1 protein-coding gene is annotated in these 249 nt (G+C 71.9%); it reads left to right on the top strand.

The genetic code is table 11. The features are described 5' to 3' along the window. Positions 1–249 (top strand): SRPBCC domain-containing protein (locus tag SB751_RS33630; RefSeq protein ID WP_410749448.1); only part of this gene is annotated, 249 nt, incomplete at both ends.

The raw sequence follows: 249 nt of genomic DNA, 5'->3' as shown, positions 1-249 counted from the left end.
CGATATCGAGGCGCCGAACACGTACACCATCGTGTTCGAAGGTCAGGGCGGCGCGGCGGGCTTCGGCAAGGGCACCACGCGCGTCACGCTCGCGCCCGAGGGCGACGAGGCGACCCGGCTCGAATACACGGCGAGCGCGCAGGTCGGCGGCAAGCTCGCGCAGATCGGCTCGCGTCTGGTCGACGGCGCGGCGCGCAAGCTCGCCGGCGAGTTCTTCAAGCGTCTCGGCGTTCAGCTGGGCGGCGACGC

Origin of the sequence: Cupriavidus sp. SIMBA_020 (assembly GCF_046535395.1) — a bacterium.
Lineage (GTDB): Bacteria > Pseudomonadota > Gammaproteobacteria > Burkholderiales > Burkholderiaceae > Cupriavidus > Cupriavidus campinensis.
The sequence above is the reverse complement of the archived record's forward strand: the minus strand, read 5'-3'. Positions and strand labels throughout refer to the sequence as shown.